General features: G+C 31.7%; 24 protein-coding genes. 10 read left to right on the top strand and 14 right to left on the bottom strand.

The annotated features are described in order from the left end of the window. Positions 1–36: 36 nt before the first annotated feature. Positions 37–1,743 carry a CotH kinase family protein gene (locus ASF10_RS20005; protein ID WP_056253227.1) on the bottom strand — a complete coding sequence of 569 codons (1,707 nt, stop codon included), beginning with the start codon at positions 1,741–1,743 and terminating at the stop codon, positions 37–39. A 316-nt stretch (positions 1,744–2,059) separates the two neighbouring features. Continuing rightward, a complete protein-coding gene (locus ASF10_RS20000; protein WP_056253225.1) occupies positions 2,060–2,725 on the bottom strand; it encodes a uracil-DNA glycosylase in 666 nt (221 codons plus the stop codon). Positions 2,726–2,859: 134 nt separating this feature from the next. On the opposite strand from ASF10_RS20000, the gene ASF10_RS19995 reads away from it, so the two are divergent. The 3 genes from ASF10_RS19995 to ASF10_RS19985 all read left to right on the top strand — a co-directional run bounded on the left by ASF10_RS19995 (position 2,860) and on the right by ASF10_RS19985 (position 6,236). Then, positions 2,860–5,025 carry an endonuclease MutS2 gene (locus ASF10_RS19995; RefSeq protein WP_056253220.1) on the top strand — a complete coding sequence of 722 codons (2,166 nt, stop codon included), beginning with the start codon at positions 2,860–2,862 and terminating at the stop codon, positions 5,023–5,025. 355 nt (positions 5,026–5,380) lie between these two features. After that, entirely contained in the window at positions 5,381–5,686 is a 306-nt protein-coding gene (locus ASF10_RS19990; RefSeq protein WP_056253218.1) for a GIY-YIG nuclease family protein, read from the top strand. 106 nt (positions 5,687–5,792) lie between these two features. Beyond that, positions 5,793–6,236: a thiol-disulfide oxidoreductase DCC family protein gene (locus ASF10_RS19985; protein ID WP_056253215.1), complete on the top strand. Its 444-nt coding sequence runs from the start codon at positions 5,793–5,795 to the stop codon at positions 6,234–6,236. A 283-nt stretch (positions 6,237–6,519) separates the two neighbouring features. Here ASF10_RS19985 and ettA read toward each other — a convergent pair whose 3' ends face one another. The 3 genes from ettA to holA form a co-directional block, all read right to left on the bottom strand. Beyond that, a complete protein-coding gene (gene ettA, locus ASF10_RS19980; protein ID WP_056253212.1) occupies positions 6,520–8,211 on the bottom strand; it encodes an energy-dependent translational throttle protein EttA in 1,692 nt (563 codons plus the stop codon). A gap of 62 nt (positions 8,212–8,273) precedes the next feature. Beyond that, the gene (locus ASF10_RS19975; RefSeq protein ID WP_035680915.1) at positions 8,274–8,456 is read right to left on the bottom strand and encodes a CAL67264 family membrane protein; all 183 of its coding nucleotides are present in this window, start codon (positions 8,454–8,456) and stop codon (positions 8,274–8,276) included. Positions 8,457–8,524: 68 nt separating this feature from the next. Then, positions 8,525–9,529, bottom strand: coding sequence for a DNA polymerase III subunit delta (holA, locus tag ASF10_RS19970; RefSeq protein WP_056253209.1), 1,005 nt, complete (start codon positions 9,527–9,529; stop codon positions 8,525–8,527). 94 nt (positions 9,530–9,623) lie between these two features. On the opposite strand from holA, the gene ASF10_RS19965 reads away from it, so the two are divergent. The 3 genes from ASF10_RS19965 to ASF10_RS19955 are packed head-to-tail and all read left to right on the top strand — an operon-like array spanning position 9,624 to position 11,984. Continuing rightward, positions 9,624–10,070 (top strand): type I restriction enzyme HsdR N-terminal domain-containing protein, encoded by a 447-nt coding sequence (locus tag ASF10_RS19965; protein WP_056253204.1) that lies wholly within the window; start codon positions 9,624–9,626, stop codon positions 10,068–10,070. 26 nt (positions 10,071–10,096) lie between these two features. Further along, positions 10,097–11,116 carry a glycosyltransferase family 2 protein gene (locus tag ASF10_RS19960; RefSeq protein ID WP_056253201.1) on the top strand — a complete coding sequence of 340 codons (1,020 nt, stop codon included), beginning with the start codon at positions 10,097–10,099 and terminating at the stop codon, positions 11,114–11,116. A 34-nt stretch (positions 11,117–11,150) separates the two neighbouring features. Beyond that, a complete protein-coding gene (locus ASF10_RS19955; protein ID WP_055092349.1) occupies positions 11,151–11,984 on the top strand; it encodes a flagellar motor protein MotB in 834 nt (277 codons plus the stop codon). A 251-nt stretch (positions 11,985–12,235) separates the two neighbouring features. On the opposite strand, the gene ASF10_RS19950 is transcribed toward ASF10_RS19955, so the two are convergent. The 5 genes from ASF10_RS19950 to ASF10_RS19930 all read right to left on the bottom strand — a co-directional run bounded on the left by ASF10_RS19950 (position 12,236) and on the right by ASF10_RS19930 (position 18,171). Beyond that, a complete protein-coding gene (locus ASF10_RS19950) occupies positions 12,236–13,273 on the bottom strand; it encodes a carboxypeptidase-like regulatory domain-containing protein (protein WP_056253198.1) in 1,038 nt (345 codons plus the stop codon). Positions 13,274–13,354: 81 nt separating this feature from the next. After that, positions 13,355–13,975 carry an L-threonylcarbamoyladenylate synthase gene (locus tag ASF10_RS19945; RefSeq protein ID WP_056253194.1) on the bottom strand — a complete coding sequence of 207 codons (621 nt, stop codon included), beginning with the start codon at positions 13,973–13,975 and terminating at the stop codon, positions 13,355–13,357. Positions 13,976–14,125: 150 nt separating this feature from the next. Then, complete coding sequence (locus ASF10_RS19940; RefSeq protein ID WP_056253192.1) at positions 14,126–14,539, bottom strand: hypothetical protein; 414 nt, start codon at positions 14,537–14,539, stop codon at positions 14,126–14,128. 1 nt (position 14,540) lies between these two features. Next, positions 14,541–16,877 (bottom strand): ATP-dependent helicase, encoded by a 2,337-nt coding sequence (locus tag ASF10_RS19935; RefSeq protein ID WP_056253781.1) that lies wholly within the window; start codon positions 16,875–16,877, stop codon positions 14,541–14,543. Between the two features lie 526 nt (positions 16,878–17,403). Then, positions 17,404–18,171, bottom strand: coding sequence for a sulfite exporter TauE/SafE family protein (locus ASF10_RS19930; protein ID WP_056253190.1), 768 nt, complete (start codon positions 18,169–18,171; stop codon positions 17,404–17,406). A gap of 124 nt (positions 18,172–18,295) precedes the next feature. Between ASF10_RS19930 and ASF10_RS19925 the strand changes: the two genes are divergently transcribed. After that, positions 18,296–18,817, top strand: coding sequence for a hypothetical protein (locus ASF10_RS19925; RefSeq protein WP_056253187.1), 522 nt, complete (start codon positions 18,296–18,298; stop codon positions 18,815–18,817). Positions 18,818–18,901: 84 nt separating this feature from the next. Here the strand turns inward: ASF10_RS19925 and ASF10_RS19920 are convergent, their stop codons facing one another. From ASF10_RS19920 to ASF10_RS19905, 4 genes are all read right to left on the bottom strand, one after another. Next, positions 18,902–19,636, bottom strand: a complete 735-nt coding sequence (locus ASF10_RS19920) for a hypothetical protein (protein WP_056253184.1) — start codon at positions 19,634–19,636, stop codon at positions 18,902–18,904. Between the two features lie 25 nt (positions 19,637–19,661). Beyond that, positions 19,662–20,564, bottom strand: coding sequence for a patatin family protein (locus tag ASF10_RS19915; protein ID WP_056253778.1), 903 nt, complete (start codon positions 20,562–20,564; stop codon positions 19,662–19,664). Positions 20,565–20,738: 174 nt separating this feature from the next. After that, positions 20,739–22,799 carry a M1 family metallopeptidase gene (locus tag ASF10_RS19910; RefSeq protein ID WP_056253181.1) on the bottom strand — a complete coding sequence of 687 codons (2,061 nt, stop codon included), beginning with the start codon at positions 22,797–22,799 and terminating at the stop codon, positions 20,739–20,741. A 6-nt stretch (positions 22,800–22,805) separates the two neighbouring features. After that, a complete protein-coding gene (locus ASF10_RS19905; protein WP_056253179.1) occupies positions 22,806–23,552 on the bottom strand; it encodes a transposase in 747 nt (248 codons plus the stop codon). Positions 23,553–23,641: 89 nt separating this feature from the next. Between ASF10_RS19905 and ASF10_RS19900 the strand changes: the two genes are divergently transcribed. From ASF10_RS19900 to ASF10_RS19890, 3 genes are read left to right on the top strand one after another with little or no spacing between them, the layout of a single operon-like run. Beyond that, positions 23,642–24,379 carry a diphthine--ammonia ligase gene (locus tag ASF10_RS19900; RefSeq protein ID WP_056253175.1) on the top strand — a complete coding sequence of 246 codons (738 nt, stop codon included), beginning with the start codon at positions 23,642–23,644 and terminating at the stop codon, positions 24,377–24,379. 6 nt (positions 24,380–24,385) lie between these two features. Then, complete coding sequence (locus ASF10_RS19895; RefSeq protein WP_117611396.1) at positions 24,386–24,787, top strand: hypothetical protein; 402 nt, start codon at positions 24,386–24,388, stop codon at positions 24,785–24,787. Between the two features lie 49 nt (positions 24,788–24,836). Continuing rightward, the gene (locus ASF10_RS19890) at positions 24,837–25,340 is read left to right on the top strand and encodes a hypothetical protein (protein WP_056253172.1); all 504 of its coding nucleotides are present in this window, start codon (positions 24,837–24,839) and stop codon (positions 25,338–25,340) included. Positions 25,341–25,374 lie beyond the last annotated feature (34 nt).

The following is a 25,374-nucleotide window of genomic DNA, read 5'->3' as shown; positions in this document are numbered from 1 at the left end:
AAAAAAGCCAGTTAAAATTTTAACTGGCTTTTTTATTTAATTTTTTATTACCCTTTTGACATCAACCTTATTATCTGAATCCAATACTTTGATATAATATATTCCTTTACTCAAATCCTTTATAGAAATCTGATATTGGTCACCCTCAAAGTGATCGTTCAATAATAATTTTCCAGTAGTATCATATAGAAATATTGTATATTTCAAATTATCAACTAAACTAATATTAACGACATCAGATGTTGGGTTAGGATAAATGGTAGTTTTTAGTACTCGATCAAATGTTGCCACATCTAGTGTATTACAACTCTCAGAAAATTTCAAATCTAAAAATGCCAATCTATTCGTTAACCACGTAGAAATATAATCTAGTTCGGTTTCATCAGCATTATAATCTGGCCACGCCATACTTTCTCTCTCATAAACTCCATTTTGTTTTAGAATATTATAATTATTAGTAAGCATGGTCATTAAACTAGAATGTGTAATTAAAGTGTTTCGTAATTCACTCCATCTTAAATTTAATTTTTCACGAAATCCACCTGCTGAACAATCATTAAGTAAACGATCATACAAACCATTAGATAATAAATCATTAGTAATATTTTCATGCTGACCATTCCATATAGTTCCAAAGGTTCCATCCAAATCCCATGGCACATAAAAATAAGGGGAATTATTGTTATATTTTGCCAGATATAAATTTTTTCCACGATTATCAGTAGCTCTAAGTAAATTTAGAAATATAAAATAATCAACCGCGTTATTAATCTCAAACTTAGTTTTATATTCGCTCAAAAATTTACTATCAGTTTCATTAACAACAAAATCAACAAAATTGTAAATGTTTGTCCAATCGGTTTCCTCTTTTGGATGTTTGTATTCGTAACCACCCCATAGTGATTGATTATTATCATATGACAACAAGGAGTTTAGTAATGTGCTTTCACCCCATTGGTCACCTTTGTACAATTCCCCTTTTATATTTTTATTATATTTTTTTAGTTTTAATAGTTTTCTGTTTACTTTTTCTCCTACACAATATATACCTCTATATTCACCATTTAAAAATAGTTCAGCATATTTCATTTCGATACCACTTGCTGCTTCTGGCTCTGAATTAAGATAATATGGTTTATGTATTAATCTCCATAAATCATTATTAGTTTTACTATGGAATCTGAGAGATTCATTGTACATAGCCTGTAAGTTCCATCCATCATCAGAATGCATACCTAATAAGCTTTCGTCATGGGTTTCTTCTCCTGTTACATCGTTCCAAAATTCAATTTCGAAAGGTTTTTTAGGAAGAAATTGTGATGAAGCACCTCTATACTGTATGCCAATATTAGAAATTACCGTATTTTGATTCGTTTCAACTATTCTAAAATTGCCTAAAACATAAGGATCATCGACAATTAAGTCATGTGTCGTAATAGTAATTAAAGGTAACTCAGTAAAATAAAGTACATATAATTTGTTATCCGCTGGATTTATTACTTTGTAAGGAGTTCCAATTTTAATTATAGTTACAGGGGTTTCAAACTCATAATTCACATCAAATGTTATTGAAGTTTTTTCGCCTGACCATTGTATATTAATGTAAGTAACATCTAAATTAGAAAGTATTAATTTTTTATTGTTATCTATATTAAATTGATTAGATGGAATAACAATAATTTCGCTTGCATAAGAAAAATAAAAAAAGTTAAGAAATAGTAATAATAGTATTTTTTGCTTCATTTCGTTATTATAAATTTTGAGGGTGCAAAAGTAAGCTTAACTTTTACAAATTCTAATTTATCATGAAAACTCTTCATAATCCATTCCATTATTTTCCCGACCAAATCATTATATAATATGCATCTTCCTTTATCGAAGATGTTTATAAAGTTTTGAAAGAATTAAACTAAAGTTCTTAAATAATAATTTAACATGTATTATCCTAAAAAAATCCAAAAATTTTAAAAAACTGAAAACTATTTTAGAAAAAACAAAAAGCCAAAATGTTCTTTTCAATTAACACTTTGACTTTTTATATTAGCTTATCTGAAATTGGTTACCATTCAATTTCTTTCAATCCTTTTGATTTCAAGAAAGCATTTGCCTGACTAAAATGTTTATTTCCAAACCAAAATCCTCTGTTTGCGCTTAAAGGCGAAGGATGACCTGATTTTAAAATATAATGTTTTGATGAATCAATTAGCGCTGCTTTCTTTTGGGCGAAACCTCCCCATAATAAAAAAACGACATCTTTACTATTAGCCGAAATTTGTTTAATTACAGCATCTGTAAATTTTTCCCAACCTTTTCCCTGATGGCTTCCAGCTTCCGATTGTCTTACGGTTAAAGTAGCGTTTAAAAGAAAAACACCCTGATCTGCCCAACGTTCTAAATTACCCGTTTTAGGAATTGGTATATTTAAATCGGTTTCGATTTCTTTGAAAATATTTTGAAGAGAAGGTGGAAATGCTATTCCGTCGTTTACAGAAAAACACAAGCCATTTGCCTGATTAGGTCCGTGATAAGGATCTTGTCCTATAATTACAACTTTTACCTGATCAAAATGACAATGATCAAATGCCGAAAAAATCTGATTTCCTTTTGGATAACATATCTTAGTTGCATATTCAGATTTTACAAAATCAATTAATTCTTTGAAATAAGGTTTCTCAAATTCTTCCTTTAAAACCGGTTTCCAGGAATCATGCATTTTTACGTCCATATTTTTTTTAATGCTAATCTCGGAATTTTTTTATTGAAATCATATTTAGTAAACGATAAAATTTAGAGCTGAACTTTATAGAATTCAATGATTATGTTTTCGTACTTTTGCGTGTACTTTGTTAAAGAAATTAAATGATATCCATTACCGAAAAGACATTACAAGATTTACAATTTCCAACAGTGCTCGAAACCATTTCGGCAGGCTGTAACACAGATATAGGAAAAGAAAAAGCTTTAAAAATAACACCTTTTAAAGACAAAGAAACTTTGATGCAGGCTTTGATGCAAACATCAGAATATGTTTCGTCTTTTGAAAATAATAACGCCATTCCCAATCACGGATTTGACGCCATAACGCATGAAATAAAATTTCTTGCAATAGAAGATAGTTTCCTTGAAGTAGGAAGCTTTAGAAAAATTGCAACGCTTTCATCAACCGCAAATTTCTTATTGAATTTTCTTAAAAAGTTTGATGATTATTATCCAAATCTTAACGCAAGAGCTTCAAGAGTTGAATACACTAAAGATATTGTTACTCTAATCGATGCTATTGTAGATAAATATGGAGAAATCAAAGATAATGCTTCACCTGCTTTATTGAGTATTCGCCAGAATATGAACATAATTCGCGGTAAAGTAAATCAAAGTTTTGGCGTTGCACTTACCCAATATAATAGTCTGGGTTATCTAGATGATATTAAAGAAAGTTTTGTGCAAAATCGCAGAGTTTTAGCCGTTTTAGCGATGTATCGTCGTAAAGTAAAAGGTTCTATTTTAGGCAGTTCAAAGACCGGAAGTATTGCTTATATCGAACCGGAAACTACACTTCAATATTCTCGTGAACTAAGCAATTTAGAGTACGAAGAAAAAGAAGAAATTACCCGAATTTTAAAGCAATTATCAAATGCAATTCGTCCTTTCTTACCAATTTTAACTGAGTATCAGGAATTTCTAAGCGACATTGACGTAGTTTCAGGAAAAGCAAAATATGCCAATAGAATCAACGGAATCTTACCTACAATTACCGAAGAAAGAAGACTGTTTTTTAGAGAAGCATATCATCCAATTTTGTATTTGAATAATAAGCAGAAGAATGAAATTACGCATCCGCAAACTATTGAATTAAAACAAGATAACCGAATCATTGTAATTTCAGGACCAAATGCCGGAGGAAAAACAATTTCGCTTAAAACAGTTGGTTTATTACAATTGATGTTGCAATCAGGGATGTTGATTCCGGTTCATGAACGTAGCGAAACTTTTTTGTTTGATAGAATTTTAACAGACATTGGCGATAATCAATCTATTGAAAATCACCTAAGTACTTATAGTTATCGATTAAAAAACATGAATTATTTCTTGAAGAAATGCAACAAGAAAACCATGTTTTTAATTGATGAATTTGGTACAGGTTCTGATCCGGAATTAGGAGGAGCCTTGGCTGAAATCTTCCTGGAAGAATTTTATCATCGTGAAGCTTTCGGAATTATAACAACACATTATTCTAATTTGAAAATTCTGGCAAACGAATTGCCTTTTGCAACAAATGCGAATATGATGTTCGACGAAAAGTCGCTTGAACCAATGTACAAGTTGGCTTTAGGTCAGGCCGGAAGTTCGTTTACTTTTGAAGTTGCCTTAAAAAACGGAATTCCATTTGGATTAATAAATCGCGCGAAAAAGAAAATCGAAGTTGGCAAAGTTCGTTTTGATAAGACCATTGCAACTCTTCAAAAAGAAAGATCCAAACTTGAGAAAACTTCTATCAATTTAAAAGAAGAAGAAACGCGCGCACGTGAGGAAAGCAAAAAGATGGAAAACATCAATGTAAAAATCAAACAAAAACTAGAAAGCTATCAGGAATTATACGATAGCAACCAAAAGACGATTTACATTGGTCAGAAAATAGAAGATATCTCAGAGAAATATTTCAACAATAAAAATAAAAAGGAACTAATTGGCGAGTTTTTGAAAATCATAGAAATTGAAAATTCAAAACGAAAAAAAGCAACTCCAAAAGAAACAAAAGCCATAATCGAAAAGAAAAAAGAAGTTATTGCAGAAGTTTCGGTTCAGGTTGAAGAAATTAGAAAAGAGAAAAAAGAAAAGAAACTCAAACCCGTTATCGAAAAACCAAAACCAATTTTAAAAGTTGGTGACAGAGTAAGAATGCTTGACGGAAGATCTGTTGGAAGTATCGATTCTATCGAAAAAAATAAAGCAACGGTTAATTACGGAATTTTTACTTCGAAAGTAAGTTTAGATGAATTGGAATTTGTGGAAGCTGGTAAGAAGTAAGTTTTCAGTAGCAGTGGCAGTTTTCAGTTATAAAAAAGCTTAAATTTTATCGGAAACCAAAATAAAGCGATTTAAAGATAGATTTATAAAAAGATAATTAAGAAGATAGATATTTTATAAAACTCGATTAAAAACAAATTATGAAAGTCGTTTTTAATCTATAAAAATGATTAAAATTATAATTTTAATAAWCAAAAACAATAGTACTAAAAATCTTATATTTAAAATTTTATTCTTTAGTTTTGTCATTGCAAGGAACGAAGCAACCACACGAACATGAGCAAATGCAGTATATAAAAAAATAGTGAGATTGCTTCGTTCCTCGCAATGACTAAATTTAAAAAGAGGATAAAAAATGAAGCCGGGGTTCGTATATATAATTACTAATAAATATCAAACTGTTGTTTACACGGGTGTAACTTCACATCTTCCGAAAAGAATTTTAGAACATATAAATAAAAAATATCCTAAATCTTTTTCGGCTCGATATAATGTGAATACTCTTGTTTACTACGAACAATTTCAATGGATTGAAGATGCGATAACAAGAGAGAAACAAATTAAAGCCGGATCAAGAGAAGATAAAAATAATTTGATTCGTTCTATAAATCCAACTTGGAAAGATTTATTTAAAGAAATTGAGGATATAATGATTGTTTAAATACTACATAGAAAAATAAAGTGAGATTGCTTCGTTCCTCGCAAAGACATAACACAGGTCATTGCGAGGAACGAAGCAACCACACGAAAATAAGCAACTGCAATATATGAAAACCAAAAATGAGATTACTTCCTTCCTTGCAAACACAGCAACAAACAAAAAAATAATCCTCTTCGATGGCGTTTGCAATTTATGCAACGGCGCAGTTCAATTTATTATTAAGCATGACAAAAAAGATGTTTTTAGATTTGTGGCTTTGCAATCAGATTTGGGAAAAGAAATTTGTATTTATATAGGTGTCGATCAAAGCAAAATTGATAGTATTATTTTATACAATCCCGGTGTTGCCTATTATTATAAATCCTTAGCAGTTTTAGAAATTGGAGAAGATTTAGGAGGAATTTATAGTCTTGCTTCTATTTTTAAAATTTTTCCAGAAAAACTTCGAAATTATATTTATGATTATATTGCTAAAAACCGTTACAAATGGTATGGCAAAAAAGAAAGCTGCATGATTCCAACTCCGGAGTTAAAGGCTAAATTTTTGTAATTATTGTCGTGGAGAATGATGGTCACCCGCAGATTTTACGGATTAAACGGGTTTGCACAGATTTTTTATTCCCTTTTTTATTATTCCCTTTTTTATTCGCATTTTGTGTCATTTCGACGTAAGGAGAAATCACACGCGTAACTCGATAAAGATTGGCAATTTTCTTTGCGAAATTTCTAGTGTGATTTCTCGTTCCTCGAAATGACAAATTCTATATAAAAAAAAATCCCAAATTCACAATAATTGGAATTTGGGATTTTAAATTTTGAAATTTCTCAGATTATTATCTAATCAACTTTCTGTATTTCAAACGTTTTGGAGTTAAATCACCACCTAAACGTTTCTTTTTGTTTTCTTCGTATTCAGAGAAACCTCCTTCGAAATAGTAAACTTCCGAATCTCCTTCGAACGCTAAAATGTGCGTACAAATTCTATCCAAAAACCATCTGTCGTGCGAAATAATTACGGCACAACCTGCAAAATTCTCCAAACCTTCTTCAAGTGCACGAAGTGTATTTACATCTAAATCATTCGTTGGCTCATCCAGTAAAAGTACGTTTCCTTCTTCTTTTAAAGTCATAGCTAAGTGCAAACGGTTACGTTCTCCACCAGATAACATTGAGACTTTTTTATTTTGCTCACCTCCACCAAAATTGAAACGTGATAAATAAGCTCTTGAGTTCACTTGTTTTCCACCCATCATGATTAATTCCTGACCATCAGCAAAGTTTTCCCAAATAGATTTATTTGGATCAATATTAGAGTGTGACTGATCTACATAAGCGATTTTCACCGTTTCACCAACTGAAAATTCTCCGCTATCAGTAGCTTGTTCTCCCATAATCATTTTGAAAATAGTAGATTTACCAGCACCGTTTGGTCCAATAATTCCAACAATTCCAGCTTGTGGCAAAGTAAAATTCAAATTATCATATAATAATTTCTCCCCAAATGCTTTGGCAACATTTTTAGCTTCGATAACATTTGTACCTAAACGCGGACCATTTGGAATATAGATTTCCAAGTTTTCATCCAATTGTTTTTGGTCTTCGTTCAATAATTTATCGTAATTCTGTAAACGTGCTTTTTGCTTCGTCTGACGTCCTTTTGCTCCTTGACGTACCCAGTCAAGCTCACGTTCTAAAGTTTTTCTGCGTTTAGATGCCACTTTTTCTTCTTGTGCCATACGACTGGATTTTTGATCTAACCAAGAAGAATAATTCCCTTTCCAAGGAATACCTTCACCTCTATCTAGCTCTAAAATCCAACCAGCTACATTATCAAGGAAATATCTATCGTGCGTTACAGCAATAACAGTTCCTGCATATTGTGCTAAATGCTGCTCTAACCAAAGAACTGACTCAGCATCAAGGTGGTTAGTAGGCTCATCCAGAAGCAATACATCAGGTTGTTGCAACAACAAACGACATAAAGCTACACGACGACGCTCTCCTCCTGAAAGGTTTTTGATAGGCGTATCACCTTCTGGCGTACGCAAAGCATCCATTGCAATTTCTAGTTTTGTATCGATTTCCCAAGCACCAAGAGCATCAATTTTGTCTTGTAAAGCCGCTTGACGATCCATCAATTTATCCATTTTATCTGGATCTGAGTAATTCTCTTCAAGACCGAATAAATCATTAATTTGATTGTATTCTTCCAGAACGGCCATAGTTTCTGCAGCTCCTTCACGAACAATTTCGATAACGGTTTTAGAGTCATCAAGAATTGGTTCCTGCTCTAAATAACCTACAGTATAACCCGGTTGAAAAACAACATCTCCCTGATAATTTTTATCAACTCCTGCAATAATTTTTAAAAGAGAAGATTTTCCTGATCCGTTAAGTCCTAAAATACCAATTTTAGCACCGTAAAAGAAACTCAGGTAAATATTTTTAAGTACCGGTTTGTCTGCACCCTGATAGGTCTTACTCAATTTTTGCATTGAGAAAATTACTTTCTTATCGTCTGACATTATGTTTGTTTTTAATTTTAATTAATTATTTTTTGATATTATATTACTGACATTTTATAGAATTATACTCTACCTTTTAAAGCATTAAAAACCCATGCATTAGCAAAAAATCCAACACCAACTGCTACAAAACCCCAGCCAGAAACGTCTCTGTATCTAAAAGCGCCAAGACCTATAAGTAACAATCCCATAAGTACCATTATAAAAGTAGCCCATCCTAAAACGGTATTTTTATTCATTCCCATATTTGTGTAATTATTATTTTAAAAGTAGTAATTTTTTTAGAGATGCAAATATCGTGAATTTTCACGGCTTAATTAAATATTTTGTACAGCATTTCTTTTAATAAATCCGACTGAGGTAAAGCATTGGCTCCTACTCCTTTACTTTTAATATCAACATCACGCAAAGCTCCCACAATCTGACTGACTTTACGCATGGGATAATTTTTAAGTGCAAGATCGTATTCTTTTAAGAAATAAGGATTTACACCAATTACAGTTGCAACGTTTTTTGGGTTTTTATCTTTAAGTCCGTGGTATTTTAAAAGCTGAATAAAAAATCCAAAAACCAATCCTGTAGTCATTACTAATGGATATTCTTTAGGATTATGAGCAAAATTCTCTGCTATTTTATATGCTTTAAGCTGGTTTCGTTCTCCTATTGCCTTTCTAAGTTCGAATACATTGTAATCTTTACTAAAACCAATATTTTCTTCAATATGTTGAGGCGTAATTACAGTTCCTTGCGGTAAAATAATCTGTAATTTCTCCAGTTCATTATTAATTTTACTTAAATCTGTACCCAAAAATTCTACAAGCATAGCATTTGCTTTTGGATCAATCGTATATTTTTTTCCTGCAAGAACACGCTTAATCCAATCACCAACCTGATTTTCATAAAGCTTTTTACTTTCGTAAACGATTCCGTTTTGAGCTAATAACTTGGTAACTTTTTTACGTTTATCAAGTGTTTTGTATTTATAACAAAAAACAAGAACGGTAGTTTGCATAGGATTATTTACATAGGATTCTATTTTATCTATTGTTCTGGATAAATCCTGCGCTTCTTTTACAATAACAACTTGACGATCAGACATCATAGGATAACGTTTTGCCGTTGAAACAATATCTTCTACAGATACATCCCTACCATATAATACTGTTTGATTGAATCCTTTTTCATCTTCCGAAAGCACATTCTGCTCGATATATTCTGATAATTTATCGATATAATAAGGCTCCTCACCCATTAAAAAATAAATTGGTTTTATATTTCCGGCTTTTATATCATTAACAATTTTTACAACTTCATCCATTTATTTTATTTTTCAGTGTTCAGTACCAGTAAGCAGTTTAAAAAAATAATTATCTAATTTTCATATTGACTAATTTTCAAATTATATTTGCCGCATGCAGCAATTAAATTTTCCTACTTATACTTTCCGATTCAAAAATAGCGAAAATAAAGTGTCTATTTTTGATGAAATCAGGAAAAAATTTATCATCCTTACTCCAGAGGAATGGGTACGACAACACGTAGTTCATTATTTGATTGATGAAAAAAAATACCCTAAATCTTTAATCAATGTCGAAAAAGTTTTAACAGTCAACGGATTACGCAAAAGATATGATGTGGTAGTCTTTAATCCTGATGGTTCTATACATATTTTAGTAGAATGTAAAGCTCCTGCCGTAAAAATATCTCAGGCAACTTTTGATCAAATTGCCCGCTATAATATGACAATGAAGGCACGGTTTTTGAATGTTACAAACGGTCTGAATCATTTTTATTGTCAAATGGATTTTGAAAACGAAAAATATCAGTTTTTGAGAAGTTTGCCGGATTATAAAGAATAATATTAAAAATAAATAAAATTTTACTTTTGGATAAAATAGCAGTTGTCATTTTAAATTGGAACGGCGTAAAATTGTTAGAGCAATTTTTACCATCTGTTGTTCAGTTTTCAGAAGGAGCTCAAATATATGTCGCAGATAATGCTTCAACAGATGATTCTGTTAATTTTATCAGACAAAACTTTCCCACAATAAAAATAGTTGAAAACAGTGGTAATTATGGTTTTGCAAAAGGCTATAATAATGCTTTACAACATATTAACGCTGAAATTTATGCCCTTGTAAATTCAGATATCGAAGTAACCGAAAATTGGCTGAATCCAATTCTTGAAACTTTTGAAACAGAAAAACAAACTGCGATAATCCAGCCTAAAATACTTGATTTTAGAAATAAGGAATACTTTGAATATGCCGGAGCAGCAGGAGGATTTATTGATAAATTTGGTTTCCCTTTTTGCCGCGGACGTATTTTTGATACTCTGGAAAAAGACAATGGTCAATACAATGATAATTGTGAACTTTTCTGGGCTTCAGGAGCTTGTTTTTTTATAAGAAGTGAAGTGTATCATGAATTGGGAGGTTTTGATGAGACGTTTTTTGCACATCAGGAAGAAATTGACTTATGCTGGCGCGCTGCAAACGAAGGTCATATCATCAAATATAATTCAGGATCAACCGTTTATCATGTTGGAGGTGCTACTTTACAACAAGGAAATCCGAGAAAAACCTTTCTTAATTTTAGAAATTCTTTATTAATGCTGGTAAAAAATCTTCCTAAAAAAAGGATGTTTTTTGTTATTTTCTTCAGAATGATTTTGGATGGTATTGCCGGTATCCGTTTTCTTACACAAGGAAAATTTCAACATACTTTTGCAATTTTGAAAGCACATTTTTCATTTTATTGCATATCTTTAAAATATTTGCGGGAAAGAAAAGATTTTCAGATACAGCAATACTATACTGTAAAAAGTATCGTTTTCTTGTATTATATAAAGAAACTGACCGTATTTAAAGAAATCTTTAACAGTAATCAAAATATTAAAAACTAAATTTGTAATCAACGTTTAATTAAATATAATACCTATGAGAAAAATAGTAATCGCACTATCAGTATTAATGGCCTTAACTTCGTGTGTATCGAAAAAGCAATACGCAGCATTAGAAGCTAAGAACAAAGAAACCCAAGATTTATTAAACTCCTGTACCGTAAAACTAAATGCTTGTTTAGAGGAAAAAGCAGGACTTGCAGCTACAGCAGAAAGTTATAAACAACATAATCAAGATTTAATAAGCACTTCTAAAGACTTAACTGTTTTAACTACTAAAGGAGCTGAAAATCTTGAAAAATCATTAGAAAGTTTAAAAGAAAAAGATTTAAAAATCTCTAGACTTCAGGATGCTTTAACTAAAAAAGACAGTGTAACGTTAGCTTTAGTTACAAGTTTAAAAGGAGCAGTTGGAATCAACGATCCGGACATCGAAATCAATGTAGAAAAAGGTGTTGTATTTATCTCTATTGCAGACAAATTATTGTTTAAAAGTGGTAGCTATGATGTAACTGACGCTGCAAAAGGTGTTTTAGCTAAAGTTGCAAAAGTAGTAAACGACAAACCAGATTTCGAATGTATGGTTGAAGGTCATACAGATAACGTTCCTTACAAAAGCAACGGAGTATTGTTAGACAACTGGGATTTAAGTGTTAAACGTTCAACATCTATTGTACGTGTATTAACTAACGACCTTGGTGTTAACCCTGCTAAATTAATCGCAGCTGGTAGAAGTTCATATGTGCCTTTAGTTGCAAATGACACTCCAGACAACAAAGCCCGTAACAGAAGAACTCGTATTGTTGTTATGCCAAAAATCGATCAATTCTATGATATGATTGAAAAAGAAATGAAAAAACAACAAAAATAATATAAGGTTTTACATACTTTATTATACAGAAAAAGCAGGTCAATTGACCTGCTTTTATGTATTCTTAATTCTTTAATAACCAATTAAATATAAATCAAGAATAGCATTATCTTTTAATTAACTAACTAAATTTTAACTAACCTAAAGTTAGTTATTTATTTTAAACTTTTATAGTATTTCAGTTTTTTTTTACAAATAAACCATATTGATTAATTTTTTACTCAGATAATCAATTATTTAAATGCTAAATCTTATTTAATTCCGTAATTAAGAGGCAACATATCACCTACTTTCTTCTCTGAAATTTTACCTGAAAAAAGAATACTTTCTATATTTGAGTTATTTCCATATTTATAAATATAAAAACTATCAGTCTGAAAAGTAATTTTAGATTCTTCGGTTCTGTTAAAAGCAATATTATAAGAAGCAACAATATCTTTTAGGTTTTCATTTTTGATTTCTCCTTTTGGCTGTGGCAATACTTCTACTTTTACAAAATCTTCTTCCTCAGTTATTTTAAAACGCTTAAGAGGATCAATACTGTTATCATCATTAAGCAATAAAAACTTCTTTATTCCCCATTCTTTTTTAGCAAAATTCCTGAAAAACTGAATTTGAGATCCCTGATACGTTTTTTCCCTGCGTTCCAAAACAGCAACAGAACTATCAATATCTTCGAATCTACTTACTCCACCGTAGAAGTTTTTTATGACATCTTTAGAACTAATGCTTAATTTATTAAATGCAATTTCAAAAACTACCAACTCAAAATCAATTTTATATCCTAAAAAAGTATTTAGAATTACTAAAGGTTTATCTGATGAAGCAGTAAAAATTAGTTTTTCTTTATCGTATTTGAATCGAAGATCAGATTCATTTTGTATTACGGCTGATTTAGCATTCTTTGTTGTACCTAAAAAGTATTCTCTAAAAAGTTTTAATTTCTGTTCTCTTGTAAATAATTCATTTGTATTGATTACAACTTCTTTAAGTTCGTTTTTTGAAACTGTAAGAGCCACATTAAAAGGTCTGGACATATCAAGACCTGTAAGATATTCTGTTTGATACCCCATGAAACTTATCACTAAAATATTATTAGCGTTTGGCTCATATTTAATGGCAAAGTTTCCATTAGAATCCGAAATAGTAGAAATTGTGGTTCCGTCAAAATAAATATTTACACCTTCCAATGGTGCATTTTCTTTTGAAGTAATTTTTCCTTTTAAAACATTTTGAGAAAATATAGTAACTGATAAAAATAAGAAAAGTAACAAATAAAGGTTTTTCATAAAACAAAAAATGGTTTGGTTAAATTATATGCTAATTAACCAAACCATTTTCTATTAACCTAAATAATTTTAGATTTTTTCTTACAAGATATTTATATCTCCTTTTCCTTCTCTAATAATGACAGGTTCGTAGTCAGATAAATCAATAATTGTTGAACCAACATTATCCCCATAACCTCCATCAATAACAAGATCAACAATATTTTGCCATTTTTCAAAAATCAATTCAGGATCAGTCGTATATTCAATTACATCATCTTCATCACGAATAGAAGTTGAAACGATTGGATTCCCTAACTGTCTCACTATTTCTAATGCAATATTGTTATCCGGAACACGAATACCAACAGTAGTTTTCTTTTTAAACTCTTTTGGTAAATTATTATTTCCCGGTAAAATAAAAGTGTAAGGTCCAGGCAACGCTCTTTTCAAAATTTTGAAAGTAGCCGTATCAATCTGACGAACATAATCTGATAAATTACTTAAATCGTGGCAAATAAACGAGAAATTTGCTTTCTCTAACTTAACTCCTTTTATTTTTGCAATTTTTTCTAATGCACGTGAATTTGTAATATCGCAACCCAAACCGTAAACAGTATCTGTTGGATAAATTACTAAACCTCCATTCTGAAGCACTTTTACCACTTTGGCAATTGCAGCTTCATTAGGTTTATCGGGATATATTTTTATGAACTCAGCCATTTTTCTTTTTTTGTTAGTTTTGTTTCAGGTTTCAGGTTTGTCAGGCTGAACGGAATCGAAGCCCTCGTTTATCGATAAGCTCTTCGACTTCGCTGAGAGTGTGACAGATGTTTTCAAAACCTAATTTTAGAATACCACCCAATTAAGTCTTCAATAATCTATTAAATTCTCAAAATAGAACACATCTTTATCTTCTATTTTTGCATCAGATGGTTTTTCAGAAAAAAAGATTTCATTTATTCCACTAAAACTATAATTGATTACAGTCAAATCACCTGTTCGAGAATTTAATTTATAAAATTTACCGTTATTAATCCACCATCTTCCTCTTTCGTTCCAAACTCTTACTTCACAATCTTTTGTCGAGGTAAACACAATAAAGTATTTTCCATTCTCTTCTCTATTTATAGTCCAATATTTTTTAGGGACAAGTGTAATTTTATCATATTCAGCACCTTTCCAATATCCAACTAACTTTTTATCATTCTTGCTCGATAATACTTCTGATTGCCCTAAAACATTTAAAGAAACTAAAATTATTAGATAACATAATAATTTACTCATACTACCCGACCACATCTAATTTAGCAAATCTGAGTAAAAGCTTTTTCAAGCCTCCAACTTCAAATTTTATTTCGGCTTTTTTATCAGCTCCAACACCTTCTAAATTAACCACTTCACCTTTACCAAAACGTTCATGCATTACGACATTTCCAATCGTCAGCTTATTGTCGAATAAATTTGGCGCAGCACTATTTGGGTTTGTTCCTGTAACCGGCTTTAATTTACGAATGTTTAAATCCGGTTTTGGCTGGTTATCAGTAACATGTTTTGGTGGTGTTGATCCAATTGGTTTCGCCAGACGCAATTTAGATTTGTCGATATCTCCAAAAATATCTCCGTTTATTGGCGATTTATATCTGTAATTACTTTCTGCAGGTGTTAAATACTCCAGATATTGCCCGTCGATTTCTTCAATAAAACGTGATGGTTCACTATCTGTTAATTTACCCCAACGGTAACGTGATTGCGCGTATGTTAAATAAGCTTGATGTTCTGCACGAGTTAAAGCTACATAAAATAAACGACGTTCTTCTTCTAATTCACTTCTGGTACTCATACTCATCGCACTCGGAAACAAATCCTCTTCCATTCCTACCACAAAAACATGAGGAAATTCCAGTCCTTTTGCTAAGTGAATGGTCATCAAAGCCACACGATCTTCATCAGATGTATCTTTATCTAAATCAGTTGCAAGTGCTACGTCTTCCATAAATTCAGACAAAGCACCTCTTGCACCGTCAATTTCTTTTTGTCCTTCAGTAAAATCTTTCAAACCGTTTAAAAGTTCCTCGATATTCTGAATCTTTGCCATACCTTCAGGTGTAGCATCTTTCTTTAATTCCTGAACTAAACCTGTTTTTTTGGCTACGTAATCTGTAATGTAAAAAGCATCCTGATTTTGATCAATTACCTGAAAACTCTGAATCATTGTCACAAAATCATTGATTTTATTTTTTGTTCCTGAGTTCAGTTTCAAATCGATTTTATCAATATTCACCATTACTTCCCAAATCGAACGTTTGTAATGATTGGCAGCAATAGTCAGTTTTTCAACAGTTGTATCACCAATTCCACGTGCCGGATAATTAATAACACGAACCAGCGCTTCTTCATCTTTTGGATTAATTACCAAACGCAAATAACACAAGACATCTTTAATTTCCTTACGTTGGTAGAATGATAATCCACCATAAATTCGATACGGAATATCACGTTTTCTCAACGCATCCTCCATCGCTCTGGATTGTGCATTGGTACGATATAAAATTGCAAAAGAACCATTATGAAGCTGATTTTGCATTTTTTGTTCAAAAATTGTACTGGCTACAAAACGTCCTTCTTCGGCATCTGTCAAACTGCGGTGTACTTTTATCTTTTGCCCAAAATCATTTGCTGTCCAAACTACTTTATCCAGTTTAGTCTTGTTGTGCTCCATTACGGTATTTGCCGCTTCAACAATATTTCTTGTTGAACGGTAATTTTGCTCCAAACGAAACATAATTACACCTTCATAATCTTTCTGGAAATTCAAAATATTATTGATATTCGCTCCACGGAAAGCATAGATACTTTGCGCATCATCACCAACTACACAAATATTCTGGAATTTATCAGATAATGCCCTAACAATCAAATATTGGGAATGATTTGTATCCTGGTACTCATCAACCAGAATATAACGAAAACGGTTTTGATACTTTGCCAGGACTTCTGGAAAACGGGTCAGTAATTCATTGGTTTTCAACAATAAATCATCAAAATCCATTGCTCCCGCTTTAAAGCAGCGTTCTACATATTGTTGGTAAATTTCTCCTAATCTTGGTCTTTTTGCCATAGCGTCGGCTTCAACCAATTCCGGATTATTAAAATATGCTTTAACCGTAATCAAACTGTTTTTATAGGTCGAAATTCTACCTAAAATTTGCTTTGGTTTATAAATATCACGATCCAGCTGCATTTCTTTAATAATGGAAGAAATTAATCTGGCAGAATCCTGAGAATCATAAATTGTAAAATTGGATGGATATCCCAAATGATCTGATTCTGCACGAAGAATACGCGCAAAAATCGAGTGAAAAGTCCCCATCCACAGGTTTTTAGCTTCTGTTGCCCCTACAATATCAGAAATCCTGTGCTTCATTTCACGAGCTGCTTTATTCGTAAACGTAAGCGACAAAATATTGAAAGCATCAACACCTTGCGCCATCAAATAAGCAATTCTAATTGTTAAAACACGAGTTTTTCCTGAACCTGCACCAGCAATAATAATCATTGGCCCGTCCTTTTTTAGAACAGGTTGTCGTTGCGCTTCATTGAGCTGGTCAATATACTTTTGCATGAAATTTTTCTCCATATTATGCAAAAATAAGAATTAATGATTGAATAAGCTACTAAGTTTTTAAGGTTCTAAGTTGCTTAATTTTTTTATTTTTTTGAAGCAGATCAATTGGCTTTTCATGAAACATTGTTCCCGCTTTCGGCTATATCTCTTCTTTTCACTGCGAGGATACCGCCTCTATCGGGGCTAGATTAGAACAATTGTTTTTTAGAAAGGCACTTAGATTCTAAGTTACTAAGTTGCTAAGGTTTTGTTTTAGGATAACAAACCGTATTTTTTGGAATTTAAAAATTATTCCTAATTCGAAGTTTTTCTTTAAAATCAGAATAGTCGATAATTCTACCTGCTTCAATATCCTCTTCACTTTTTTTTATTCGTCAATTAATTTTTCTAAATTCTGATAATCATCATCTAATTCTGTAATATTCATAATGCATATTTCCAACAAAAATAGCTGATTTCAAACTATAATTCTTACAATTAATTAAAAACTTAGCTACTTAGAACCTTAGTACCTCAGAACCTTTTACTTATAAAACACATCATATGCAAATCGAATTAGCGTCCCCACAACCACAATCAAAAAGAATATCCTAATAAAACCATTTCCTTTATTAATTGCCAGTTTTGCACCAAGCCATCCGCCAAGTCCGTTACTAACTGCCATGGGAATTGCAATTGACCAGATGATTTTTCCTTTAATCATAAACAAACAAATCGAACCAAAGTTTGTTGCCAGGTTTACCATTTTAGCATTTGCAGAAGCGTGTAAAAAGTCAAAACCTAAAAGAGCAATAAAAGCAACTACGAAAAAGCTCCCGGTTCCCGGACCAATAAAACCATCATAAAAACCAACTATTATACTAATTACAACAGCATACATTATTTGTGTTCCGGCAGAATGATCTTTGACCACATGCTGACCAAAATTTTTCTTTGCATAAGTATATATAAACAATAAAGATAAAACCACAAGCAAAAGCGGTTTCATAAAATCATTGCTTACCATCGTTAATATTGTAGATCCCAGAAAAGCCGACGGAACCGCCAAACACATCATAATCAAGAGCAATCGCCATTGAATCACTACTTTTTTCATGTATTGAAAAGCCGCAAAAGCAGTTCCGGTAAAAGCCGGAATTTTTAATGTTCCTATAACAGTCGAAACTGGCAAGTTTGGCAATAAAATCAATCCCATTGGCGTCTGGATTAATCCGCCACCACCAACAATTGCATCGATAAATCCTGCAGCAAAAGCAGCTAAACAAAGAAAAAATATAATATATGAATCCATCAAAAGGGGTTTCTGCAAGTTAAAAAAACAAGATGCAAAAGTAAGTCTTCCTTTTTGTTTATTACAATAAATTTAAAGTGGATTTCTCCTTAAAAATTATATTTTTGTTGAAAAATTGAACCAAATGGATTTTAATAGAATTATAGAATTAGCCAGTTATACTTTACCAGCCATTGTTACCGGATTTGTGGCTTACAGTTTTTTTGAATTGCATATAAAAAACAATGATAAAAAACGAAATTTTTTATTGAACAGAGAAGCACACAAAGAATCTTTACCAATACGTTTACAGGCTTACGAGCGTATGACTTTATTTTTAGAGCGTATTAACCTGTCGAAATTATTGATCAGAATCGCGCCAATTTCAAATGAAAAGCATGATTATGAAAATTATCTGATCGATCAAATCGAACAGGAATTTGAACACAACTTAACGCAGCAAATTTATATGTCTGATGAATGTTGGACAATTATTACAACAGCTAAAAATTCGACGATACAAATCATTCGCAAAGGCGCGATGAGCGATCGTGTTGACAGTGCTGATAAATTACGTGAAAAGATTTTGAATGATTTATTAGAGAAACAATCTCCAAGTAACGCTGCTTTGGGATATATCAAAAATGAAGTTTCGGAATTGTGGTAAAATTCTAATTGCAGAGTTCTGATTTTAGATTTTAGATTATCATTTGCTAATATAAAATCTAAAATCAAATACTTCGTTTACCTTTTATTGCCACCATTTCTGTTTTGACTTAACATTCCATCCGTTTTTTAGATATTTTTCGGCAACACTAAGTTCGCCTGATCCAATATCAAAATTGCAATTTACGCTGGGAACTCTGTAATCCCCCCAATTGCATATTTTTTCTTTTCCAGAATTATTCGATTTCCATTTGCCTGTAAACGCGTTATTAAAGTAACTATCCTTGTGACTTTCAATATCATTGTACTTTATAAAATCATTTTTGTCGACATAAAATATGGTTTGCAAGGTACCTCTAAATTCTCCCGTATCTTTTTGATTTTTATCTTCTGTAAACTTATAATTGGCAATCAATAATCCTTGACTTTTGATACCGGCATTTTTGTATTCATCGTCAATGCCAAATTTCATCTTTTTGAGTTCCTGAATTTTTAAGATTGTTATAGTTCCAATGAAATCACAAATGTTTGAATTAACCTGAGATTTACCCCGAATAATATATTCATTTTTACTTTTTTCATTTCTTTTAATTGAAATAAACTTTATTGATATTCTTTGATAATTGTCTCCTATAACGCCATAAACAAGATAATTTTGAGTATGATTCCATAAAACCGAAAAATCATTATTTGCATACTTCTCGATTTCATTTTTTTGAAATAATTCTGCATTATCCCAAATGTCAGTTCTGCATAATTTTTCCTGACTGAAAACGTTTAGACTAAAAAAGAAAACAAGGAATAATATTATATTTTTCATTTAAAAACTACTAAAAACCAACAACTTAAACCCTGTTATCACTCATAACTTCAGACTTATTCTGAGCATATTCATAACCTTGCTCCCACCATTCTTTCATAACTTCTTTATTAAAGATAAGAGCATTATCTGTCAGTTTTGTTGGAGTGTAATATAAGTTAAGCTTTACATTCTTATTGTTTGCCATCAGTTTTCCTATCGCAATATCATGTTTTTCAACCTGATCTAAGGCAATTCTAAACAAATCGATCATTAACGAAAACGGATTTTTACCAATAACCGTTTTAGTCATATTTACTTCGGTTTCCAGAATAATAACATCAATTTCGGTTGCGCCACGGTTAATTGCTTCTCTAATAGGAACTAAACTCGAAAATCCGCCATCGCCATATTCATAATTATTTTTCTCTACCAAACTCATAAACGGAACATAATTACTGGAAATCCAGGACCAGTCACAAAATTCTTCGTAGGTACAATCTTTTATGGATTTATACTCTGATTCGTTTTTAGTGAAGTTGGTGACTGTAATAACAACATCATTTTTCAGTTTTTTCAAGTTATTAAAATCTGATAACGAAAAATTATTTCTGATGTATTTCTTTAGTCCTTTACTTTCTCCAAAAGTTCTTTTTCCTTTAAAAAACTGACGTAATACATTGAAGTGATTTATAGTTACAATATCTACTCCGTCTTTATTTTTAACAACGAACGGACAAATATTAAAAATACTCGCCATAGTAACATTGGTATAAACGGAATGAATTTTTTTTATGTGACCAAGGGCCAAATGCGGAATAAGTAAACTGCCGGTAGAAGTGCCTATAAACAGATCATATTCGTGATTTTTTTCTTCTATTAAATATTGCGCTACGCCGCCGGCAAACGCGCCTTTACTTCCTCCACCAGAAATAACCAATGCTCTCATAAATATTAATGTAGGTTTTGTTTTTGGATATTTTTTTTGAGAAGATAGAATCAAGAGTAAAGAACAAAGACTTTTATAATCGTGAAATCTTTACTCTATTCTCTTTCTTCTCGCATCTTTCTTCTTGTTTCTTGCTTCTATTCTCTTTATTCTATTCTCTTGCATCTTCCCTCTCTACTCTTTCAACAAACGACTCAACTGGAATTGTTCATCGGGGGTCAAATTAGGCAAAATTCTTTCAAACGAAGCACGCATTTCTGAATTTTTTAATAATAATCGAATTGTATCTCTTCCAAATTTCGAAAATTGCCACATATGATGCGTTGTTGAACTAACTAAATTACTCAAAACCTGATCGTTAATAATTTTAAAAGCGATTAATTTTTCAAGTGCATTTTGTCGTGTAGTTGCTTCGTATTTAGTTGAAGAAAAGTCAATTAATTCTGAAACTAATGTCTCAGGATTCGTCGAATAATTTGCAGTTGATAAAGCCAGTGAAAGCCACAAAGTGCGAAGATTATAGTCACTAAAACCAATCCAGCTTTTAGATTTATCCAGATATTCTGTGCGGTGATCCGGAAAGTTCCTCCATAAATAATATAAAGCAAGTTCTTGTGTCTGATACGAATTATCGTCTAATAAAATCTCATATTCAGTTCTGAAATCTTCAGGGATTTTTGACATAGAACCTGCCACAGCCTGACGAATCTGAACATTATTTGTATTTAAAGCTATTTGCAAAAGTTCTTTTTTAACTTCGTATTTTTCAGTTTCTATTTGATTTACAATTGCCTCTTTTACGGTTTCATAAACATTAGATTCTAAAGTGTTTTTTAAGAACGCTTCTTTTTCTGCTAAAGGAGTTTTCTTTAATTTATCGACTTCTAAACGAACCTGAATTGCTTTGTTTTTACTCAATAAAGCATTTGCTGTTGGCGTATCAAAAGCAGTAGATTCTAACCAGGTTTTTTGAAATGTATCCAAGTCAAAATCAGATACTTTTCTAATCTCATCAAAGAAGTTTTGCGTATTTACAGTTTGATAAGCATATTTTTTTAAATAACTTTTTATCGCTTTTTTAAACGCTTTATCGCCAATAGATTCATGCAAAACAAATAATGCCCAAGCACCTTTTTCGTAAAAAGTCAAGGAACTTGCTTTAGCATTCAAAACGGGAATTGTATCTGTTCTTGAGGCAAATTTTATTTGTTGAGCGGTTTCATATAATTTCGAATAAAAGAAATCATCGCCATATATTTCTCTTTCTGCCAATGCAGCATAATAAGTTGCAAAACCTTCCTGAAGCCAGTGATGTGTGCTGCTTTCTGCCGTTATCAAATCACCAAACCAGTGATGTGCTAATTCGTGTGCATCGACATTTGTATAATTTCGATCTGTAAAACCTATTGAATCTACCACATAACGTGTTGCAAATAGTGTTGTTGTGGTATTTTCCATTCCTGCATACAAGAAATCACGAACCGGAATCTCTCTGTAAATTTCCCAGGGATACTTTACTCCTGTTTCTTTTTCGAGAAAATCAAAAATACGTTTCGAATAGCGATAAGTGGGTTCAAAACGATTTGCATCTTTACTTTCAAGATAATATTCTAACGGAATTTTAGATTTTGCCCTGAATTCCTTTTTATCATATTTGCCAATAGCCAGCATTAATAAATAGGAACTCATTGGATTCTCCATTTTATATTGCCAATGAATTTCATTTCCTTCCGGTTTCTTTTCTTTTAAGATTCCATTAGAAATTACCTGATATTCTTTATCGTACGTTATTCCTAAACTAAAAACAACTTTTTCGTTGACATCATCAAAACTCGGAAACCAGTTACTGGTATATCTTCCCTGCCCTTGTGTCCAGATTTGTACTTCATTATTTTGAATAGCAACAAAATACAATGCTTGTTTTGGTTTAACCGAATATTCGAAAGTTAAGTGATTTTCGCCTTTCTGAAAGTTATTCAGAATTTGTAGTTCCTTACCTGTATTAATAAAAATTACATCTTTATTATCAATCTGAACCTTAGAAAATTCCATGTTTTTAGCATCGATTTTAATAGTATCAACAGGTTTTAAAACTTCAAACTGATAATCGACTACTCCGGAAACTGATTTATCTGAAGGATTTAATTTTAATTGCCCATTAACCGATTTAAAATCGACAAATTGGGATTGTTGCGCAAAAACGAAACTGGTAATAAATAGAAAGATGTATTTCATTGATAATTAAAGTTTCATAGAATCCATTTCCCAAGACAATGGGTTGGTTTTTATATAATTATAAATAGTTTCGAAAGTTTTATGATTGCGAACAATATGATCGTGATAATTTGATTGCCATATAGAATCAAGACCATTTATTTGTTTTGTTGTTACCGATTTAAAGATAGCAACAAATGATGAAATAGAATTGGGTTTTCGATATAATACAGTTCCATATTTATTCGCGTGATTATTCTCATGGTTATTCTCATGGTTATTCCGTAGAGACGCACAGCAGTGCGTCTCCGCAACGTTTAACCCAATATTTGACGCGATATTTGTTGTCGATGTGCCGGGCGTAGACGCACTGCTGTGCGTCTCTACAATATGCGAACGTTCAATTTGTTGGTGTTCAATTTGTTGGCGTTCAATTTGTTTGTGTTCAATTTGCGATCGTTCAATCTGGGTGTGTAGATTATTTGTTTGTGTAGAAATCTCGTTGTTTTGAATTTCTATCAATAAATGAATATGATTTGGCATAACGATCCAATTATGAAAAAACCAATTTTTACGAATTTTTATAGATTTCAACAATTCATTTTCTACAACTTGACCATTTTTATTTAAAATCATTTTATCCTGCATAATAGATCCAAAAACACATTCTCTATTTTGAGTAACCAATGTGATAAAATAAATTGCTGAGCTAGAATAATCCCAGTTTTTCAATCTATTTGAATCCATTTTAAATTTATCTTTAAATAATGTCATTTTTTGGCGTGTAAGAAACCCAAAGTTACAAAGGTTTCGCTAACAAATCGAATGAAATTTGTAAGTTTACCATAGAAAATTATAACAACGTGCCAACATCTCAAAAAGCAATATTTAACTGGAGCAGCGGGAAAGATTCTGCTCTGGCTTTATACAAAACACTACAAAATCCTGATTTTAAAATAGAATATTTACTAACGAGTGTCAATCAGCAATTTCAGAGAATCTCGATGCACGGCGTTCGTGTTGAGTTACTTGAGGCGCAGGCAAAAAGCATTGGATTACCTCTTAAAATTATGCAGGTTCCTGAAATGCCTACGATGGAAGTTTATGAAAATGTACTGAACGAAACCTTAATCGATTTTAAAAATCAAGGCATTGTATATTCTGTTTTTGGGGATATTTTTCTGGAAGATTTACGTAAATATCGCGAAGATCAACTGGCTAAAATTGGTTTTAAAGGTGTTTTCCCTCTTTGGAAAATCCCAACCCACGATTTAATTCAGGAATTTATATCGCTTGGTTTTAAAACTATTGTGGTCTGCGTTAACGAGCGTTATCTCGATAAAAGCTTTGTTGGTCGAATCATAGATCAGGAATTCATAAATGACTTACCGGAGAATGTAGACGTTTGCGGAGAAAATGGTGAATTTCATACTTTTACTTTTGACGGACCTATTTTTTCACAACCAATAAATTTTGAAATTGGCGAAATCGTTTACCGCAAATATGAAAAGCCAAAAACACAAGATTCTACAAATACTGCTTGCGATACAACTGCCAGCGATGCATTTGATTTTGGATTTTGGTATTGTGACTTAATTTAATAGAAGATGAAAATACAACGTTATAAAAAATTATATCCTTTATTGCTTTTGCTTATAATTGGTTTTGTTTGCCAAAGCTGTTTGACCAGTAGATGCAAAAGACCTCAAATTGTTGGATATATTTATGATTCTATTTCCAGAAAACCTATTGAAAACTGTAAAGTGGGAGAAAATCTAACAAATGTTAACGGTTATTTTCAATTAAAAGAACTGCGTTATTCCCAGCTTACTTTTGTTGGGTATGAAGCGCCGCCTTTAATTGTAAATGAAGTAATTAGCAAAGAAGGTTATGACAAAAAACACATTGAATTATTCAACCCTTTTGGCGGCGGAATCAGAAAAGGAAGTATTCATAATGCCGATACCATCTTTTTAAAAAGAACACCAATTCTATCCATTGAAAAATAAGTTACTGCCTGATTATCTAAAATATTAATTCACCTGAAAATTTATTAGTATGTCTGTAAAAGCAAGTCTAGAAATACAGAAAATTATATCCTTTATAAACGAAATAGGAATAGATATAATTGAAAAAAAATTAGATGATACTTTTTTACCCGGATTAAGTTTAGGACCAAATTGTCTTTATATCGATTATGATAAATTACTATATCCCGGAGATATCCTGCATGAAGCGGGACATTTAGCAGTAACAAGTTCTGCCGAAAGGAAATTAGCAGGAACTAGTGAAATCTCTCCGGATTGGCCAACTCAAGCCGAAGAAATAGGTGCAATTTTATGGTCATTTGCTGCGTTAACACATCTAAAATTACCGCTGGAATTTGTGTTTCATCCCAATGGTTATAAAAACCAATCAGATTGGTTTATTTCTAATTTTAGTGCTAAAAACTATATTGGTTTACCTTTTCTGGAATGGATGGGACTTTGTTTATCGCAAGATCGTGCTCTTGAACAAGGGAAACCTGCTTTTCCTGAAATGCTAAAATGGCTGAGAGATTAATGAGAAAATTACAAGATTATCATTTCCTAATTAA

This window comes from Flavobacterium sp. Leaf82 (assembly GCF_001422725.1).
Taxonomy (GTDB): Bacteria; Bacteroidota; Bacteroidia; order Flavobacteriales; family Flavobacteriaceae; genus Flavobacterium.
This window is presented reverse-complemented; position numbering and strand designations above follow the sequence as displayed.